Source organism: Streptomyces sp. NPDC005302 (assembly GCF_040607345.1).
Taxonomy (GTDB): domain Bacteria; phylum Actinomycetota; class Actinomycetes; order Streptomycetales; family Streptomycetaceae; genus Streptomyces.
This window is the reverse complement of the sequence record NZ_JBEXGN010000010.1, coordinates 1-16,361: the sequence shown is the minus strand read 5'-3', so window position 1 is coordinate 16,361 and position 16,361 is coordinate 1. Positions and strand designations below refer to the sequence as shown.

The following is a 16,361-nucleotide window of genomic DNA, read 5'->3' as shown; positions in this document are numbered from 1 at the left end:
GGGCGCGTCCTCTCGTCAGGGGACGCGCCACGCGGGCTCGAGGCGGTCGAGGAGGGCGTGGAAGGCCGCTTCGGCCCGATCCCAGTCGCCGTCGGCCAGCGGTGCGATGAGCAGGCCGAGACACGCGTCCACCAGGAGGTCGGCCTCCGCGCCTGCTCGCGCCTCGGCCATGCCGAGGTCCCGGAAGGCGGAGGCGAGCAGCGCGGTCCACTCGGCGAGCACGTCGCGCATGACGCGGCCGTACCGGTCCGAGTGGAGCAGGCTGGCGGCCATGATCTCCAGGTACAGGGGGAGCGCGGCGCGCAGGCCGGGACTGCTGAACCGGCGCCAGATCTCCTCCATGAAGCGGCGGACCCGGGCCGGGTCCCCTGGGGAGCCCGCGCACGCGAGCAGCTCCCGGGCCTGCCGGAGAGGCCGTCGCTCGTCGAGCGCGAGGGCCTCGGCGACCATGCGCTCCTTCGTCCCGAAGTAGTAGAGCAGCATGCGGTCACTGGTGCCCAGGGCCCGCGCGAGGGGACGCAGGGAGAGATCCGCCAGACCGTTGCGGACCACGTATTCCCGGACCCGGTCCAGAAGGTCTCGCCGTTTTGCCTGGTCAGGAGGGCGCGGCATGAGGATTCCCGGAGATCTGGAAGAGGGGGCCTAACGTTTTCCGTATGTCTGGTTAAATACTGTTGATACGAATATTTACCGTAGCGGGCGCTACATGTATATCCGTAGACGTGGCACAGGCCACGCGCAGGCGTCCTCCGCTTCATCCCGGCTCCGCCGGCGGTGGACCTCCGCGGCCCGGGTGGCCGCGGTAGCCAGCAGTTCAGAAGGGACTGATTCTCATGGCCCCCTGGGCCATCGGCCCCGCGACGGTCGCCCGTCGCGGACGCTTCGGCCGGTTCTCCCGTCTCCGATCCCAGGAGACGGTCGGTGAGAGCGGAGGGGCACCCGCACAGGATCCGGACCGGACCGCGAAGGCGCGGCCGAGTTCGTGGATCACCCGGAACCAGGCGCTCTGGTCCCGCACCCTGGAACCGCTCCGCCCCCTCGACGCCCCGCGCGGCTGCGCCACCGCCTGGGACGCCTCCTGGCCCCTGCCGCGCGAGCTGACCTCGGCCGGCCGGGCCCGCCGCCTGGTGACGGCGCAGCTGAACGACTGGAAACTGGAAGACCTCACCGACACCGCCGAGCTGCTGGTGAGCGAGCTCGTCACCAACGCACTGCGCCACACACGCGGCCCCCTGCGGCTGAACCTGTGCGCACGTGGCCCGCACCTGCGGTGCGAGGTGGAGGACACCGACCCCACCGGCCCCGTGCGCCGCGTCGTCGACGCCGACGCGGAAAGCGGCCGGGGCACGGAGCTGCTCGACCTCCTCGCCGAATCCTGGGGGAGCACGCGCACCGCCACCGGCAAGACCATGTGGTTCCAGATGCCGATGCAGACCCCGTGACACTTCGGACACAGCCCGTGAAGCGGGCCACCGTCGCGACCGTGCCGCTCACCCGGCGGTGGCGATCACCCGTGTCGTGAGGAAGTCCAGCAGCGCGGAGTTGAACCGCTCCGGCTGCTCGGCGCCCGGCAGATGGCCGGCGCCGTCGATGACGGTCAGCACCGCGTGCGGGGCGAGGGCACGGAGGGCCGCGGCGTCGGCGACCGGTGTGTACACGTCGTCGGCTCCGACGACGATCAGGACCGGGGACCGGACGGTGGCGAGCGTGTCGCGGTAGTCCGGCCGTTCGGCCCGGCCGCGCAGAGCCGCCGCGGCGCCCCGGGGATCGGTGGAACGCATCATGGCGAGCACGCGCGCGGCCACCTCGGGCATCGCGGTGACGTTGTACTCGGCGAGCATCTTGCCGATGACCTCGCCCGCGTAGCCGTCCATGCCCTCGGCCAGGAGCCGGTCGGCCATCCTGTTGCGGACAGCCTTTCCCTCCTCCGTCTCGGCCGGCGCCGAGGTGTCCGACAGCACCAGGGCGCGTACCCGGCCGGCGTGACTCCGCTGCATCTCCATGGCGATCTGGCCGCCCATCGACACTCCGCCGACCACGGCCCGGCCGATGTCCAGGTGGTCGAGCAGCCCCACGAGGTCGTCGGCGAAGGAGTCGAGGCGCACGGATCCCTCTTCGACCCCGCTGTCGCCGTAGCCGCGAAGGTCCGGGGTGACGACACGGTGTCCGGCCGCGACGAGGGCGGCCACCTGGGGTGCCCACAGGGTGCGGTTGAAGGGGTGCCCGTGGATCAGCAGCACGGGGCATCCGGCGGCCGGGCCGGAGTCGTCGTAGTGGATCGTCGTGCCGCGCAGCGCCAGTGAGGTCATGGGGCGCACCCTAGTCTCAAGATCGTCCCGCCCCAAGGTCGTCCCGTGGTCCCCAGGCCGCCGACGGGCGGGCAGTGTGGAGGACGGGACGGAGCGAGGCCGGTGCACCGGGGGCCGGGGTGACCGGGTGTGGGGTCCTTCGCTACCGGCCGCCGGGCCGGCGGGTGTCGTAGGAGGCGAAGAGGTCCTGGTGATCGGTGTCGGCGGGGGAGCCGGGGCCCGTTCCGCCGGTGGACCCGGAGCGACCGCGGGCGGACTTGTCCCACTCGCCCTGGCCGAGGATCAGGACCGGATCGAACATGACGATGGCACCGGCGAGGATGAGGAAGATGACCGGGCCGATCAGCATGGGGAGCAGGAGCGAGGCGCCGGACTGGCCGTTCGCGACCTGCGTGGACGTGCTGTGCAGGTGGACGCTCACCGCGGCCATGCCCGTGTAGTGCATGCCGGTGACCGCCAGTCCCATGACGAGGCTGGCCCCGAGGGATCGCAGGAAGCCCTGTACGGAGACGGCGGCCCACAGCGCCGCTGTCGCCGCCACCAGAGCGACGATCAGGGACAGCGCCACGGTGACCGTGTCGTAGTGGAGGTCGCCGTTGAGCTGCATGGCGAACATGCCGAGGTAGTGCATGGTCGCGACGCCCACGCCGGTGATGCCGCCGCCCACCGCAAGGGAGGCCCGCGTGGGCCCGTGACTGCCGACGATGAAGACGCCCGCCGAGACCACGACGATCGCCACGGCCAGGCTGAGGAGGGTCAGCGGTATGTCGTAGGTGATGGATGTCTGCTGTACGGAGAAACCGGTCATGGCGATGAAGTGCATGGTCCAGATCCCGCAGCCGAGCGAGGCGGCTCCGAGTGCGAGCCAGCCCGCCCGCCAGCCGGGCTCGTGGTGGATCGTGCGGACCACGCAGCGCAGTCCGAGTGCCGATCCCACGCAGGCCATGACGAAGGCCGCCACCGGTGTGACGAGCCCGTAGCTGAAGCCGTCGATCGTGCCGTTCATCCGCTCCCTGATCCTTTTTGCCTATGAGGAAGGACATTGAGCCCTTTTTCCGCCACTGTCAGCAAGGTCTTACCGGCGGTAGTTATTGAAACCTGCACGATCGTTATCGGGTCGGCGTCGGAGCGACGGTCGCCTCGGGACGTCCGGTGAGGTCCGGAAGGGCTGCTCCCGGGCCCGGACGGGGAATTTCGCGCGGCTCCGGGGCCTTGTGCAGAGGCGTGGCCGTGTCGTCGCGGCGGTGGGGGAGAGTGACCGCCGGGGGTGAGTGCGACGGCAGCTGTGCGAGCCTGACGGAAAGACCGAAGAAGGGTGTGTGCGATGAGCCGGAACGAGGAGAAGGCCCTGCTGGCGGGCGGCTGCTTCTGGGGCGTGGAGGAGCTGATCAGGACGTTCCCGGGCGTCCTGGCCACCCGCGTGGGATACAGCGGAGGCGATGTCCCGAACGCGACGTACCGGAACCACGGCACGCACGCCGAGGCGATCGAGATCACCTTCGATCCCACGAAGACCGACTACCGGACGATCCTGGAGTACTTCTTCCAGATCCACGACCCGTCCACGAAGAACCGGCAGGGCAACGACATCGGTCTCAGCTACCGGTCCGCGATCTACTACTTCGACGACGAGCAGAAGCGCGTCGCCGAGGACACCATCGCCGACGTCGACGCCTCCGGTCTGTGGCCGGGCAAGGTCGTGACGGAGGTCGTGCCGGCCGGTCCGTTCTGGGAGGCGGAGCCGGAGCACCAGGACTACCTCCAGCGCTACCCCGACGGATACACCTGCCACTTCGTCCGCCCGAACTGGCGGCTGCCGAAGCGCGCGCAGGCCTGAGTCGAACCGAAGCCCCCGTACCGGCACGTATGCCGGTACGGGGGCTTCTCGCTGTTCAGGGGCGTCCGTTCGTCTCCCCCGCGGACTTTTTATCCGGCCGCCTGCGTACCGGCGAGGGTGTGGACGAGCGCGGCCAGCCCCTGCGTGTAGATGCCGTGGAACAGGGTCACCGCGTCGGCGTCGCCGATGCCGTCGGGCGCGAAGGAGCCGGACCACTCCACGCGGGCCGTACCCGGCTCGGCCGTCTCGTGGACCGTGAGCGTCGAGCGGTAGCCGGTGACCGGGAACGGGGCCTCGAGGATGGAGTAGCTGTAGGTACGGCGCTCGTCGTCGAAGGCCTGGAGGCGTTCGACGATCACCTCACCGTCCTCGTTCTCCAGGCGGCGCACCCGTCCGCCCTCGCTCACCTCGCTGACGGGGATGTAGGGAAGCCAGTCGGGCAGTGAGCCGAAGCCGCCGACGAGCTGCCAGACGCGCTCGGGCGAGGCGTCGATGTCGACGGACGCGATGGTCGTGGCCACGGGGGTCTCTCCTTCGAAGGATGGGGGATGCGGGGGATGTGACGTGGGTCAGGCGGCGGTGACGGGCACGGGGGCGTCCTGGGCTATCAGCCGCTCCTCGCGCAGTTCGGTCCAGAACCCGGCCGGAACGCTCTCGCCGAGAGCGGCCACGTCCTCGGCGATGCGGCTCGGCCTGGTCGCGCCCGGGATCGCGGCGACCGTCGCCGGGTGGGCGAGGGAGAACTGCAGCGCGGCGGCCTTGATGCCGACGCCGTGCCGCTGGGTCACCGCCTTGATCCGCTCCACCCTGTCGACGATGTGCGCGGGCGCCTGCTGGTACTCGAAGTGCGCTCCGCCGGCGAGGATGCCCGAGCTGTACGGGCCGCCGACCACGACGTCGACGCCCTGCGCCGCGGCGGACGGCAGCAGACGCTGGAGGGCACGGTCGTGGTCGAGCAGCGTGTACCGCCCGGCCAGCAGGAACGCGTCGGGCTTCGGCTCGTCCAGGTCCAGGGTGAGCTCCAGCGGCTCCACCCGGTTCACGCCCAGGCCCCAGGCCTTGATGACCCCTTCCTCGCGCAGCTTCTGCAGGACCCGGAAGGCGCCGGTACGGGCACTCTCGTACGCCGCGAGCCACTCGTCCCCGTAGAAGTCCTGGGCTACGTCGTGCACCCACACGATGTCGAGGCGGTCGGTCCGCAGGCGCTTCAGGCTGTCCTCGATGGACCGCAGGGTGGCGTCGGCGGAGTAGTCGTTGACCATCTTGTTGGGGCGGCCGTGCTCGAAGAGGCCGCCCTTCTCGCCGAGGTCACGGGCCGCCGGGTCCTCGGTCTCGTCGAGGATCACGCGGCCGACCTTCGTGCTGAGGACGAAGTCCTCGCGCGGGTGCCGCGACAGCACCTCGCCGAGCCGGATCTCGGAAAGGCCCGCCCCGTAGAAGGGTGCCGTGTCGAAATAGCGGATGCCCTGGTCCCAGGCCGCCTCGACGGTGGCCGCCGCCTCCTCGTCGGGGATGGCGCGGAACATGTTGCCGAGCGGCGCGGTGCCGAATCCGAGCGCTCCGGGCAGAAGGGACGTGATGCTCATGAAGGAATCCTCGCGATGGTGGTTCGGACGGATAAAGGGCCGGATGGTCGATCCGTCGGCCTTGCGTGTTCGAGGTTAGGATCCCTACATGAGACTGTCCAAGACTTGCTCGGACACACTTGAGTCCTCCGAGGTCCTACATGCTTGACCTGCGACAACTTCGCTATTTCGTCGCCGTCGCCGAGGCCGAACACGTCGGCCGCGCCGCCGAGCGGCTGCACATCTCCCAGTCGCCGCTCAGCCGGCAGATCGCCCAGCTGGAGAAGAACCTGGGGCTCACCCTGTTCGAACGCAGCCAGCAGCGCATCCGGCTCACCTCCGACGGCCGGGTCTTCCTGACCGAGGCGCGCGCCCTGCTGCGGCACGCGGACCGCCTGGAGAACCTCGGCCGGCGCCTCGGCCGGGGCGAGGAGGGCGGCCTGTGCATCGGCTACGTCGCCGACGCCATGCACACCGGCGTCCTGCCCTCCGCGCTGCGAACCCTGCGCGAACACCGCCCCGGCATCCATGTCGCGCTCTACGACCAGGAGTCGGCCGCGCAGTTCGAGGGCCTGCGCCAGCGCAGCCTGGACATCGCGCTCGTCCGCACCCCGCCCGGCGACGACGACCCGGACCTGGACGCGGCCCCCCTGCTCCGGGATCCGCTGCTCCTCGTCCTGCCCGCGGAGCACCCCCTCGCGCGGCAGGAGGAGCTGACCCCGGCGGCGCTCGACGGCCTGCCGTGGATCGCGGTCGGCGACGCCCAGGACCCGGCGTGGCGCGACACCTTCGTCGCGTCGTGCGTCGCCTCCGGTTTCGCCCCGGACATCAGGCTCGACGCGGCCGATCCCCTCACCGCGCTCGGCCTGGTCGCCTCCGGCCTCGGTCTCGCGCTCATCCAGCGGAGCATGGTCCGCGCCACCTCCGACGCGGTCGCCGTCCGTGAACTCCCCTGGTACGAAGGGTCCATTCAGCTGTGGGCCGCCTGGCACCGCGTCGACCTGCGGCCCGTCGTGGCGGAGTTCCGCTCGACGGTCCTCGCGGATCGCGGCGCCGCACGGACCGGGACGACGACCTGATCCCGACGTGCCCCCGACACGCGGACGGGCACGCTCAGGGAGTGACGATGGGGAACTGGGGGTCCGGACTGTCGAGCAGACCCACGAGCGTGGCGAAGACCTGGGGATCACCCTGGACCTGTACGCCGTCCATCCCCTGGCCCGCGAGGAGGGCGAGCAGCTGCGGCTTCGTCATGGTCAGGGTGAGACCGGCCGACGGCGCCGCGTCCGCCTCCCCGGTCGCGGTCTCGGCAGCGCGGTACGTCAGCGCCCCGTTCGACAGCTGGATCCGCCAGGTGCGCCCCTCGTCGGTCAGGTGCCACGTCATGGTGAGCTTCTCGTCCCAGGCGCGCGGACCGTCGACGCGGATGGCGAGGGAGTCGATGAGCATGTCGACGGTCAGCGCCATCGCCATCTCGGGGTTCGTCGTCTCCAGCGCGGTGCGCGCGACGCTGCCCCGCAGTTCCTGCGCGCCCATCAGGTAGAAGTTCCGCCACGGCCCGTTCTCGCAGCCGTGACCGAGCCGCTCGTACACCTCCGCGAGTGCCTGTCTGGCGTCCGGGTCGTCGGGTGCGGCGAAGACCGCGTGTCCGAGGAGCGTCGCGGCGAACCGCAGGTCGCCCGCCACGGCGTACTCCCGGCCCTTGGCGACGAGTGCGGGGACACCGCCGTAGTCGGCGGCGAAGCGCTGGGCCAGCTCGGTCGGCGGGTGCTCCCACAGGTGCGCGGGATTCCCGTCGAACCAGCCCATGTAGCGCTGGTAGACGGCCTTGGCGTTGTGGCTGACGGAACCGTAGTAGCCGCGGTTGGCCCACCGGTTCGCGACGGCCGGGGGAAGCTCGATCCGCTCGGCGATCTCGGTCCCGGTCAGCCCTTGGTTGGTCATGCGCAGGGTCTGGTCGTGCAGATAGGCCCACATGTCGCGCTGCCCGGCGAGGTGTTCGACGATCCGCTCGCGGCCCCAGGTCGGCCAGTGGTGGGAGGCGAACGCGACGTCGGCCCGGTCGGCGAAGAGGGCGATCGTCTCGTTCAGGTAGTGCGCCCAGATCCGGGTGTCCCGGACGACCGCGCCGCGCAGGGTCAGGATGTTGTGCATGTTGTGCGTCGCGTTCTCCGCCATGCACAGGGCCCGCCGGTCGGGGAAGAAGAAGTTCATCTCCGAGGGCGCCTCGGTGTTCGGCGTCATCTGGAAGACGATCCGCACACCGTCCACGCTCTCCTCCTGACCGGTGTGCGTGATGTCGAGAGTCGGCGGTACGAGGGTGATGGTGCCCTTCGACGTCGTCATGCCCAGCCCGGCGCCGATCTGCCCCGCGGGCCCCTTGTCCAGTTCGGCGCCGTACATGTAGACGGCCCGGCGGGACATCGCGCCGCCCGCGTACACGTTCTCCGCGACGGCGTGCTCCAGGAACCCGGCGGGGGCGATCACCGGCACCGGCGCGTGGCCGTGCGGCAGGACCCCGCGCGAGCCGCCGAAGTGGTCGCCGTGCGAGTGCGTGTAGATCAGCCCCGTGACCGGGCGCTCGCCCCGGTGTTCGCGGTACAGCGCCAGCGCGGCGGCCGCGGTCTCGGCCGAGATCAGCGGATCGATGACGACGACCCCCGTGTCGCCCTCCACCAGCGTCATGTTCGACAGGTCCAGGTTCCGGACCTGGTAGATGCCTTCGGTCACCTCGAAGAGCCCCTGCTTGTTGCACAGCCGGCCCTGCCGCCACAGGCTCGGGTGCGCGGTGTCCGGACACTCCGCGTCCAGGAACGCGTACGCGTCGCCGTCCCACACCACCCGGCCGTCCTCGGCACGGATGACCGCCGGTTCCAGCGCGGCGACGAAACCCCGCTCCGCGTCGTCGAAGTCGGAGCTGTCGGCATATTCGAGAGTGCTCATACGGCATGAATAACTCGGGCGAGCATCGATCCAAACAAACCGTCCCACCGCTCCGGGCCCGTGCGTTCGGTGCCGGCCGACGCGGTCCGTACGGCTGTGCGACCGCTCCACCCGAAGAGCAACGCGAGGGTCCCCGCGAGCATCCGGGCCTGACCTGCCGGTACGGTGCCTACCTGCGGCGTACCTCAACCGGCTCGCGGCAGTGGACATTCGACGGGGAGCAGGACACCGGATGAGCGCACGTTTCCAGGAACTCGACTGGCAGCCCACCCCGATGGGCGAGATCAGCCTCCGTCGCCGACGCGACCCCTCGTCGGGGGAGGACGTCTACGAGGTGAAGCTCGGCGACGAGTACCTGATGTCCAGCCTCTTCACCGAGGGCGAGGTCGAACTGACCCGGCTCGGCCTGGCGGAGCTGGCGGAGGGTCCGTTCGACGTCGTCGTGGGCGGCCTCGGCCTCGGCTACACCGCCCGGACGGCGCTGGACGACCAACGGGTGCGTTCTCTGGTCGTCGTCGACGCCCTGCCGCAAGTGATCGACTGGCACCGGCGCGGACTCGTACCCCTCGGCACGGGACTGTCGACGGACCCGCGCTGCCGCCTGGTGCGCGGCGACTTCTTCGCCATGGTCACCGGCGGTACGGCGACTGACGGTCCCGAGGCTCCGGGAGAAGCGGGTTCCGCGGACGACGCGGCCGCCGGGGTCGACGCCACTCCTCGTGGGCTGGATCCGGAGAACCCGGGCCGCCGGTTCCACGCGATCCTGCTCGACGTCGACCACTCGCCCCGCCACGTGCTGCACCCCAGCCACGCCGCGCTCTACGGCGTGCCCGGTCTGACGGCCCTCGCTGGCCTGTTGCATCCCGGCGGCGTGTTCGCGCTGTGGTCGAACGACCCGCCGGACGAGGAGTTCGGCGCTGTCCTCGCCCAGGTCTTCACGGACACCGCCGCCCACGTGGTCGACTTCGACAACCCGCTCCAGGGCGGAACCGCGGCCAACACGGTGTACGTCGCCCGTCGGCGCCGCGACTGACGGCCGATCCGGCAGGCGGCCGGGCCCGACGCCCGCGCGCCTCTCCAGGAACGCGCGGGCACCCGGCCTACCGGGCCGGCGGGGCGAACTCGGGCTGGTCCAGCAGGCGCAGCCAGCTTCCGTCCGGCTGACGGCGGACGACCTGCGCCCGCGCACCGGCCCCGTCCCTCGGCGGCGTCGAGGTCAGCGCGATGTCTCCGCTGACCAGCGTCGGCAGCGGCGGCTCGGGCTCGAAGCGCGGGCCACCGGCGAGCACCTTCTCCCACAGCGCGCGGATCGCCTCGCGTCCCACCGTGAACTCGCCGGGCGGGTGGGCCATCACCGCGTCCTCCTCGTACAGGGCCGCGACTCCCGCTGCGTCACCGGCGTTGGACCGTTCGACGAACAGCCGGGTGAGGTCCTCGGGCCGCAGGGCCTTCGCATGCTTCGACATGGGGGTTCTCCGCTCTCGTGGCGTCCGGTGTCCCTCCAGCGTCGTCCTCCGGCGATCAGAAGTCCAACAGATGGATGTGATCGGAGCTAGAATTACGAGTCATGGATCTGAGGCAGCTGGAGTACTTCGTCGCGGTCGCCGAGGAGCAGAACTTCACGCGGGCGGCCGAGCGCGTCCACATCAGCCAGTCCGGAGTGAGCGCCCAGGTCCGCCGGCTCGAGCGTGAACTCGGCGCGGACCTCTTCGACCGCTCGGGACGCACCGCCACCCTCACCGTCGCGGGAAAGGCCGCGCTCGGACCCGCCCGCGCGGCACTCGCGGCGGCCGAGGCCGTCGGCCAGGCCGTGGGGCAGGTGACCGGGCTCATCCGGGGCCGGCTCACGGTCGGCATGGTCACCGGCTGCACGATCGCCCCGCTCTTCGACGCCCTCGCCGCCTTCCACCAGGCCCATCCCGGCGTCGACATCTCCCTCGTGGAGGACACCTCCGACCGACTGGTCGAGCGGGTGCGAGCCGGCGTCGTCGATCTCGCCCTGGTCGGCACCGCGACCGCCGTCTCCGACGGCCTGGACACGTCGACCATCATCAGTGAGCGGCTCGTCGTGGCCGTCCCGCATGGACATCCGCTCGCGGAGCGGCGACGCGTGAAGCTGCGGGACCTGGCCACCCACCCCATCGTGTGCATGCCGGTCGGCACGGGCCTCCGTACGGTCCTCGACCGCGCCTGCGCGGCGCAGGGCCTCCAGCCGGTGATCGCGCTCCAGGCCAGCGCCGCGGACGCCGTCGTCGACCTCGCCGCCCGCGGGCTCGGCGTCGCCGTCCTCAGCGAGTCGATGGCCGCGGGTCACCATGACCGGCTCACCGCCCGGACCATCGACGACGTCGTGGCGCCCGCCCTGCTCGCCCTGGTCTGGAGGGGCTCGGACAACGCGTCGGTACGGGAGTTCCTCGTGCACGCCGGACGAGCGTTCGGGAAGCCGGACTCTCTGTAGGTGTTCCCTGGCGAGGCGCCGGCCCGCCGCGCTCAGGTGCGGAGAGCCGCGTCGAGAGCCCGGACGAGTTCGCCGACCGGCCCGCCTCCGGGAGGTGCGACCGGCAGCCGGCCCAGTACGGCCCTGACCGAACCAGGGGCGTGAACGCGAGCCCATTCGAGGGTCCCCGCGCCGACGACCTCGCCCTCGGCCGACGCCAGTTCTTCCGCCCTCGCCGCGTGAGCCGCGGCGCCCAGGATGTGCTTCACCTGATGAGCACTCGCCTTGGGATGCAGATACGCGGCGGCGGCCGCATGGCTCGCCGCACGTGCCGCGTCCGCCGCCGCGGGTGGGACGGTCGCCTCGCGCGCCGCCTTGAACGCCGCCCAGGCGCTCTGCCGTAGAGCGCCGGTACGCCGTCCGCCGGCGGCGAAGGCGCGGGCCGCGTCGACGGCGTCACGGGGGCGTGTGTCCGAGGGAAGATCCCGTTCGAAGAGCGGCAGCACCCGGCGCGCGCAGTCGGCCGCGTATCCCGCGACCGCACGGAGTTCGTCCTCGGTCAGCTCGATGGTCCCCGGGGCGTTCGGCTTGTTCGGCACGGGCGCCATCCTCCCTCGGACCGGATTTCGGTACGGAACCGCGCCGACATGGAGCCCGAACTCCTCGCCCCGGTCCGGGCGTCGGCCGCCGGCGCTGTGGTCCCTCAGGCGCTCCGGGTCGGCGCCTCGGACGCCGTCGTCGCGCTGCCGCCGTCCGCCTCCTGGTGTGCGTAGCGCTGCTCCTGCCAGGGGTCACCGATGGTGTGGTAGCCGCGGTCCTCCCAGAAACCCCGGCGGTCCTCGGTGAGGTACTCGACGGCACGCAGCCACTTGGTGCTCTTGTAGCCGTACAGGTGCGGCACGACGAGGCGCAGCGGGAACCCGTGCTCGGCGGTGAGGGGCTCGTCGTCGTGGTGCGTGGCCAGCAGGGTCTGCGGCGCCGTGAAGTCGGCCAGCCGGACGTTGGACGTATAGCCGTACTCGGCCCACGTCATGATGTGCGTGACCCCCGGGGCCGGCGGCACCAGCTCCAGCAGGGCCGCGGCGGGGATTCCGTACCACTCGTGGTCGGTGGAGGTCGGTCCGGAGGCGCAGTGCAGATCGCCCACCACCGTCGTGTGCGGCAGGGCCGACAGTTCCTCGAAGGTCCAACTGCGTTCGGCGCGGCCCGCGGTGGCGCCGAAGAGCCGGAGGTTCCAGCGCGCGGGGCGGAAGCGGGGGACCGGACCGTAGTGGGAGACCGGCCAGCCCTTCACATGGTGCTGGCCGGGAGGGATACGCCTGGTCCGGTCGGCGGCGGCCTCGACTGCGCTGTGCCGGTCTCTGGCCACGCGGGGTGTCCTCTCGTCGCCGATGCTCGGTGACGACCGCCTTCCCCGTGCGGCCCGCGTACTCACCTGCTGCGAGGCGCGGGCCCCGACCGGCACCGCGCGGCCCGGCGCGCGTCAGGCGGTGGCGAGGGACACCTCGGTCGACTTGATCAGGGCGACCACCGACGAGCCGGGCGTCAGCGCCAGGTCGGTGACGGCGTCCTTGGTGATCGCCGCCGTCAGTTCGCCTCCGTCCACCGTGACCTTGACGGTGGCCATCGCCCCGCCCGTGGCGACGTCGCTGACCGTGCCGGGCAGCTGGTTGCGGATGGACAGGCCCTCGACGGGGCCGGTGGCGAGCGCCACCTCGGTGGACTTCATCATCGCGCGCACCGGCGAGCCCTCGGCGAGTCCCAGGTCCTTGACGGCCTCCAGCGTGATCGCCGCGGTGAGGTCCTGGCCCCCGTCCAGGCGCACCTTCACGGTCGCCATCACCTCGCCGGTGGTGACAGCGGTGACGGTGCCGGGAATCTGGTTACGGATGCTCAGGCTCATGACGGAACGCCTCACGGTCGGGGATGCGGGAGGGAGAATCGGCTGCTTTGCCGGGCTTTGTTCCGACGCTGCTCCCCCAAGCTAGCCGCTTCGGCGGGGCCCGTCGGGACCTGCGTCGCATACGCCACCCGTGTGTTGCCCCGGCCTCGCACATGAGCGAGATCCGCGGACCGGGGGCTGTCGCCGGATGCCCGGATCCCGCACAGCCTTCCGAAGAAGTGTGGCCGGGTGATCTCGCGGGACCCCCGGCCGTACTTCCAGCACCTAGCTCCTACGACTGGGCCTCCACCACGTCGGCGACGACGCAACTGACGTTGTCGGGGCCGCCGAACCCGTTGGCGAGGCCGACGAGTTCGCGGACCGCGTGGTCGGGATCGGCGACCTCCGTGAGGACCCGGCGCACTTCACCGATGTCCACGACGGCGGACAGCCCGTCGGAACAGACCAGATAGCGGTCACCCGGCCGCGCGTCGTGCAGGCGCAGGTCCGGTGTGCCGTCGGCCCCGTGACCGAGGGCTCGGAGCAACAGGGCCCGCTGCGGGTGCGAGACGGCCTCCTCGGGGGTGATGCGCCCGTCGTCGACCATCGACTGGACCATCGTGTGGTCGTGGGTGATCTGGAACAGCTCGCCCTCGCGCAGGAGATGGACGCGGGAGTCTCCGATATGGACGAGGGCCAGCTGCGAGCCTGTCCAGAGCATCGCGGTGAGTGTGGTGCCCGACTCCGCGGACGGCGAACCGGTACCGGCGACGCCGTTGACGGCCGACTTGGCCTCCTCGACGGCCTCTTCGAGGACGTTGAGGAGATCACCCGCGGCGAACCCCCGGGTCTCGAGCGGCTTGAGCGCCTCGACGGCGGCGGCGCCGGCCGTGGCGCCGGCACGGCCGAAGCCGTCGGCGACCGCGAACAGACGGGAACCGGCGTACGCGGTGTCCTGGTTGCTCTCGCGGACGAGACCGGTGTCGGACAGCGCGGCGTAACGGATGGCCAGGGAATGGGTGTTGGCGGACATGGCGGGGTCCTTCCGTGACAGACGGTCGACGAGGAAGGAGGCGAGATCGCGCCGGGCCGCGGTGTCGGCCTCGACTTCGGCCCAGTACCGCCGGATCTCCGGGACCGCCGCGGACGGCTCCAGCGCGCAGACGCGCTGGATGCGGGCCAGGGGCATCCCCAGGCGCCGGAGCCACGCGACCAGCCGTGCCTGGTCCAGCTGTTCCGGCGCGTAGAGCCGGTAGCCGGTCACCGGGTCGACGCGCGCCGGAGCGAGCAGACCGAGTTCGTCGTAGAGCCGCAGTGCCTTCGGCGAGAGCCGGGACGCCTTCGCGAACGTCCCGATGGTCAGCAACCCCATGCTCGTCTCCTCCTCGAACCGGGCACCTCGCCCGGCCTCACCGATGCTGTGGCCTCACCCAAGGTGAAGGTCAACTATGGGGTCCGCGGCAGGTGACATGTGCCGCGCGGCGGCCGGGGCACGGGCCCGGACGCCGTCACTCAGGCCTGGTGCAGCCAGACCCGTAGCGGGCCGATCGGCTCGAAGCCGTGACGAACGGCGGCCGTGAGGTCCTCACCGTGCTCGTAGCCGACCACGGGAAGGGCGGGGAACAGCCGGCGGGTCGCGGTGAGAGCGAAGGACCAGGCCGCGTCGGGGCCGCCCTCGCGGGCGAAGACGTTGGACACGCCGACCACGTCGGCGCTCGCGCTCGCCACCGCGCCGGCCACCACCCGGCCCTCGGCGGAGCGACCGACGAGCACGGTGGTGGCGGGATCGTCGAGCAGTTCGGGCCGGAAGACACCCGGGTTGCCGTCCCCGTCGTCCCAGGCCAGCGCCCAGGTCCGCAGTGCGTCGGGGCCGGCCGCCACCTGCACGCCGAGATCCGAAGGGACGGGCGGCGCGCCCGCCGGACGGTGGATCCACTGCGCCTCGAACAGGATCCGGAACCCGGCCCGGCCGAGATCGAGGTCGGCGAAGCTGTCCTTGACGGACGCGCCTGGCGTACGGGTGTCGATCCGCGCCGCCACCTCCGCGGGGTCGGCGCCGGGTTCCAGCGTCACCGCGTCGGGATAGAAGAGCGGTGTGCGCTCGGGAGCTGTCCAGGCGGCCGGCCCGAACGCTCCGGCCAGACCATGGGAGCGGCTCATGGCCGCACACCACTCGGCGTTGTTGCGGGCGGCGGCCCGGACCAGGACCTGCTCGGACGTCGTCACGACTGACGATCATGGTCCCTGCGGACCGGCGCGTCGAGTGGTTTTCCGTTGCCTCCGAAGGCCACTCCCGGTGGTGCCGGAAGCCGCTTCCGGGAGGGCCCGAGTTGCCTTCGAGCCCACTCGAAGGTGTTGGCTGGTGGAGGTGACACCGCGACGCGACGACCGCACGGGTGACGACTTTCCTTGAGGAGCACACCATGACGCAGAAGATCTGGTTCATTACCGGCGCCTCGCGCGGCTTCGGCAGGGAGTGGGCCATCGCCGCGCTGGAACGCGGCGACTCGGTGGCCGCGACGGCGCGTGACCTCTCCACGCTGGGCGACCTTCGCGAGAAGTACGGGGAGCGGCTGCTTCCCCTGCGTCTCGACGTCACGGACCGCGACGCCGACTTCGCCGCGGTCAAGCAGGCGCACGAGCGGTTCGGGCGCCTCGACGTGGTCGTCAACAACGCCGGTTACGGCCACTTCGGGCTGGTCGAGGAACTCACCGAGGCCGAGGCCCGCGCGCAGCTGGAGACCAACCTGTTCGGCGCCCTGTGGGTCACGCAGGCCGCGCTGCCGTTCCTGCGCGAGCAGGGCAGCGGCCACATCCTTCAGGTCTCCTCCATCGGAGGCATCAGCGCCTTCCCGCTGGTCGGCATCTACCACGCGTCGAAGTGGGCGCTCGAAGGCATGAGCCAGGCGCTTGCCCAGGAAGTCGCGCCGTTCGGGATCAAGGTCACGCTGATCGAGCCCGGTGGGTTCGCCACCGACTGGGCGGGCTCCTCGTCGAGCACGTCCGAGCCGCTGCCCGCGTACGCCGACTTCCACAAGGAGGTACAGGAGCAGCGACGCAAGCGGGTCGGTACGCCGGGCGACCCGGCCGCCTCCGCCGCTGCCGTACTGGAGATCGTGGACGCCGACGAGCCGCCGCTGCGCTGCTTCTTCGGTTCGGCTCCGCTGGGCATCGCCAAGGCCGACTACGAGCAGCGCCTCGCGGCGTGGGAGAAGTGGCAGCCCATCGCGGAGCTGGCGCAGGGCTGAGTGTGTGGGGGGGGGGGGGGGGCGGGGGGGCGGGGCCCCCCCCCCCCCCCCGGCGCCCCCCCCCCCCCCGGGGGGGGGCGGGGGGGGGGCCGGGGGGGGGGGGGCCCCCCCGCCCCCCCCCCCCCCCGGGCGGGGCGCGC

Annotated in this window: 18 protein-coding genes; 6 read left to right on the top strand and 12 right to left on the bottom strand. The window is 71.6% G+C overall.

What is annotated here, in order from left to right:
• Positions 1-15 precede the first annotated feature (15 nt).
• Positions 16-612, bottom strand: a complete 597-nt coding sequence (locus ABZT74_RS16940; protein WP_356435642.1) for a TetR/AcrR family transcriptional regulator — start codon at positions 610-612, stop codon at positions 16-18.
• A 221-nt stretch (positions 613-833) separates the two neighbouring features.
• Between ABZT74_RS16940 and ABZT74_RS16935 the strand changes: the two genes are divergently transcribed.
• Positions 834-1,442, top strand: a complete 609-nt coding sequence (locus ABZT74_RS16935) for an ATP-binding protein (protein WP_356171703.1) — start codon at positions 834-836, stop codon at positions 1,440-1,442.
• Positions 1,443-1,490: 48 nt separating this feature from the next.
• On the opposite strand, the gene ABZT74_RS16930 is transcribed toward ABZT74_RS16935, so the two are convergent.
• On the bottom strand, positions 1,491-2,309 hold the full coding sequence (locus ABZT74_RS16930) for an alpha/beta fold hydrolase (RefSeq protein ID WP_356435639.1): 819 nt from the start codon (positions 2,307-2,309) through the stop codon (positions 1,491-1,493).
• Positions 2,310-2,451: 142 nt separating this feature from the next.
• The gene (locus ABZT74_RS16925) at positions 2,452-3,315 is read right to left on the bottom strand and encodes an MHYT domain-containing protein (RefSeq protein ID WP_356171727.1); all 864 of its coding nucleotides are present in this window, start codon (positions 3,313-3,315) and stop codon (positions 2,452-2,454) included.
• Positions 3,316-3,633: 318 nt separating this feature from the next.
• Between ABZT74_RS16925 and msrA the strand changes: the two genes are divergently transcribed.
• Positions 3,634-4,146 carry a peptide-methionine (S)-S-oxide reductase MsrA gene (gene msrA, locus ABZT74_RS16920; RefSeq protein ID WP_356171730.1) on the top strand — a complete coding sequence of 171 codons (513 nt, stop codon included), beginning with the start codon at positions 3,634-3,636 and terminating at the stop codon, positions 4,144-4,146.
• An 89-nt stretch (positions 4,147-4,235) separates the two neighbouring features.
• Here msrA and ABZT74_RS16915 read toward each other — a convergent pair whose 3' ends face one another.
• Positions 4,236-4,667: an SRPBCC family protein gene (locus ABZT74_RS16915; RefSeq protein ID WP_356171733.1), complete on the bottom strand. Its 432-nt coding sequence runs from the start codon at positions 4,665-4,667 to the stop codon at positions 4,236-4,238.
• 48 nt (positions 4,668-4,715) lie between these two features.
• Entirely contained in the window at positions 4,716-5,732 is a 1,017-nt protein-coding gene (locus ABZT74_RS16910) for an aldo/keto reductase (protein WP_356171735.1), read from the bottom strand.
• Positions 5,733-5,872: 140 nt separating this feature from the next.
• On the opposite strand from ABZT74_RS16910, the gene ABZT74_RS16905 reads away from it, so the two are divergent.
• A complete protein-coding gene (locus ABZT74_RS16905) occupies positions 5,873-6,790 on the top strand; it encodes a LysR substrate-binding domain-containing protein (protein WP_356171738.1) in 918 nt (305 codons plus the stop codon).
• A gap of 34 nt (positions 6,791-6,824) precedes the next feature.
• On the opposite strand, the gene ABZT74_RS16900 is transcribed toward ABZT74_RS16905, so the two are convergent.
• Positions 6,825-8,654 (bottom strand): alkyl sulfatase dimerization domain-containing protein, encoded by a 1,830-nt coding sequence (locus ABZT74_RS16900; RefSeq protein WP_356171741.1) that lies wholly within the window; start codon positions 8,652-8,654, stop codon positions 6,825-6,827.
• A 232-nt stretch (positions 8,655-8,886) separates the two neighbouring features.
• Between ABZT74_RS16900 and ABZT74_RS16895 the strand changes: the two genes are divergently transcribed.
• Positions 8,887-9,687 carry a spermidine synthase gene (locus tag ABZT74_RS16895; RefSeq protein ID WP_356171743.1) on the top strand — a complete coding sequence of 267 codons (801 nt, stop codon included), beginning with the start codon at positions 8,887-8,889 and terminating at the stop codon, positions 9,685-9,687.
• A 67-nt stretch (positions 9,688-9,754) separates the two neighbouring features.
• On the opposite strand, the gene ABZT74_RS16890 is transcribed toward ABZT74_RS16895, so the two are convergent.
• Complete coding sequence (locus tag ABZT74_RS16890) at positions 9,755-10,120, bottom strand: nuclear transport factor 2 family protein (RefSeq protein WP_356171745.1); 366 nt, start codon at positions 10,118-10,120, stop codon at positions 9,755-9,757.
• A 101-nt stretch (positions 10,121-10,221) separates the two neighbouring features.
• Here ABZT74_RS16890 and ABZT74_RS16885 point away from each other — a divergent pair, with 101 nt between their 5' ends.
• Positions 10,222-11,112, top strand: coding sequence for a LysR substrate-binding domain-containing protein (locus ABZT74_RS16885; protein WP_356171747.1), 891 nt, complete (start codon positions 10,222-10,224; stop codon positions 11,110-11,112).
• Positions 11,113-11,144: 32 nt separating this feature from the next.
• Here ABZT74_RS16885 and ABZT74_RS16880 read toward each other — a convergent pair whose 3' ends face one another.
• From ABZT74_RS16880 to ABZT74_RS16860, 5 genes are all read right to left on the bottom strand, one after another.
• The gene (locus ABZT74_RS16880) at positions 11,145-11,690 is read right to left on the bottom strand and encodes a putative immunity protein (protein ID WP_356171750.1); all 546 of its coding nucleotides are present in this window, start codon (positions 11,688-11,690) and stop codon (positions 11,145-11,147) included.
• Between the two features lie 104 nt (positions 11,691-11,794).
• Positions 11,795-12,460, bottom strand: coding sequence for a molybdopterin-dependent oxidoreductase (locus ABZT74_RS16875; RefSeq protein WP_356171753.1), 666 nt, complete (start codon positions 12,458-12,460; stop codon positions 11,795-11,797).
• Positions 12,461-12,574: 114 nt separating this feature from the next.
• Entirely contained in the window at positions 12,575-12,994 is a 420-nt protein-coding gene (locus ABZT74_RS16870; RefSeq protein WP_355876097.1) for a TOBE domain-containing protein, read from the bottom strand.
• A gap of 271 nt (positions 12,995-13,265) precedes the next feature.
• Entirely contained in the window at positions 13,266-14,345 is a 1,080-nt protein-coding gene (locus ABZT74_RS16865) for a MerR family transcriptional regulator (RefSeq protein WP_356171756.1), read from the bottom strand.
• A gap of 140 nt (positions 14,346-14,485) precedes the next feature.
• A complete protein-coding gene (locus ABZT74_RS16860) occupies positions 14,486-15,199 on the bottom strand; it encodes a hypothetical protein (protein WP_356435635.1) in 714 nt (237 codons plus the stop codon).
• Between the two features lie 197 nt (positions 15,200-15,396).
• On the opposite strand from ABZT74_RS16860, the gene ABZT74_RS16855 reads away from it, so the two are divergent.
• Positions 15,397-16,221: an SDR family oxidoreductase gene (locus tag ABZT74_RS16855; protein ID WP_356171761.1), complete on the top strand. Its 825-nt coding sequence runs from the start codon at positions 15,397-15,399 to the stop codon at positions 16,219-16,221.
• The last annotated feature ends 140 nt before the right edge of the window (positions 16,222-16,361 follow it).